Origin of the sequence: Mesorhizobium sp. B4-1-1 (assembly GCF_006439375.1) — a bacterium.
Classification (GTDB): domain Bacteria; phylum Pseudomonadota; class Alphaproteobacteria; order Rhizobiales; family Rhizobiaceae; genus Mesorhizobium.
In genome coordinates, this window is the sequence record NZ_VFTH01000052.1 from 1 (window position 1) to 1,900 (window position 1,900).

Genomic DNA, 1,900 nt, shown 5'->3' on the forward strand with positions numbered 1-1,900 from the left:
CAGCAGGATCACCGATGGCGCCATCATGAAACGCGCAAGCGAACGGGTTTGCTGAGTAGCCATGACGGTCACCCTCCAAAGGTCAGCCACAAGATCGAGCAGAGCCGGCCAGCGGCCGCCCGGACCGAAAGCCGGGCGGCCAGGCACCGGGAGGATGCCCTATTTCAGATAGCCGCCTTCCTGCATGACCGAGGTCGCGGCCGCTTGCGCCTGCGTCAACGCATCATCAACGCTCATCTGGCCCTCAAGAGCGGCCGCAAAGAGCTGGCCGACGGTCGTCCCAAGACCCTGGAATTCGGGGATCGCGACGAATTGTATGCCGGTGTAGGGGACCGGATCTTTGGTCGCCTTGGTAGGATCCGCCGCCTCGATCGCTGCAAGCACGGTTGGTGCGAACGGCGCAGCCTTCTGATAATCCGGGCTGGCGTAGGTCGATTTCCGGGTCCCGGGGGGTGCTGCGACCCATCCTGCAGTTTCACCGACGCGCTGGACGTACGCCTTTGAAGTCGCCCATTCGATAAAAGACTTTGCCGTGTCTGCCTTCTTGGTGCTGGCGGGAACCGCAAGGCTCCAGGCCCATGCCCATGCGGATCCTGCTGGCGTTACGGCAACAGGAGCCTTTGTGACACTGACTTTATCGGCAACCTTGCTTTGGCTAGAATCGTAAACGCGACCAGCAGCCGACGTTGCATCGATCCACATGGCGCACTTGCCTGAAGCAAACAGGGCCTGATTTTCATTGAACCCGTTGCTGCTCGCGCCGGGCGGCCCATACTGCTTCATGGCATCGACATACCAGGTAAGAGCGTTTTTCCACGCAGGCTGATCCAGTTGCGGCTTCCAGTCCATGTCGAACCAGCGCCCGCCCGAAGTGTTCACCAGGGTCCCGAGATAGGCCATGTTCTCGCCCCAGCCCGGCTTTCCACGCAGGCAGATGCCGTACTGGCTTTTTGCCTTGTCGGTGAGTTTGGCTGCGAACTCCTTGATCTGATCGTAAGTAGGCTGCTCCGGCATCTTTAGCCCTGCGGCATCGAACAGATCCTTGCGGTAGAGCGTGAAGGAGCTTTCGGCATAGAACGGAGCTGCATAGAGCTTTCCATCGACCGTGAGACCGGCCCGCACTGGCGCGATCAAGTCGTCATAATCATAATCCTTACCGAAATCGCCGAGAGGCAAAAGCCAGCCCTGCTTGCCCCAGATCGGCGTCTCGTAGCTACCAATGGTCATGACGTCGTACTGGCCGCCCTTGGTGGCGATATCCGTGGTGACGCGCTCGCGCAGCACGTTTTCTTCCAACACTACCCAATTGACCTTGTTGCCGGTTTTCTTCTCCCACTCCGGCGACAGCTTCTGCATGATGATCATGTCGCCATTGTTCACCGTCGCCACAGTGATTTCTTCAGCAAATGTGGCGCCCGCCGAGATGACGGCAGCCGACGTCAGGGACGCAAGCGCCCCAATGCGTATACCAACTCGCATTGCATTCCTCCCTTACGAACGTACCCAGCTAATATGTACGCGCGTAAAGTTAGCTTAGCGATGCGCGTTTCAACTTGTCAAGCAGGTCATAATCCTGAAAGAGGCGGTTCTTTAGAAATTGCAATAAATCCAGCTTCTTAAGCCAAGATATTGACTACTCCCGAGACGGATATTATGGTCAGTAAGTCGTTCCTGCATAAATTTACATGTGTAAATTATCTTGAAAAAACCTCCGCTGCGCCGGCTGGTCATCGTCCGATCGTAGCATCCATGAGGCCACGAACAACGTGGTCCGGTGACGTGGGTTGAATGTCGATCCGCATCATCAGAAACAAACACCTGGTGCCCGGGGAGGGAACACCGCCTGATGAGGAAGCCGCGCGCGACCGCTGCGACAAGCGGGCCGGACGGACTGGCGCCA

Annotated in this window: 1 protein-coding gene; it reads right to left on the reverse strand. The window is 57.7% G+C overall.

The genetic code is table 11. The features are described 5' to 3' along the window. Positions 1-159: 159 nt before the first annotated feature. Positions 160-1,365, reverse strand: a complete 1,206-nt coding sequence (locus FJW10_RS30305; protein WP_246674414.1) for a sugar ABC transporter substrate-binding protein — start codon at positions 1,363-1,365, stop codon at positions 160-162. Between the last annotated feature and the right edge of the window lie 535 nt (positions 1,366-1,900).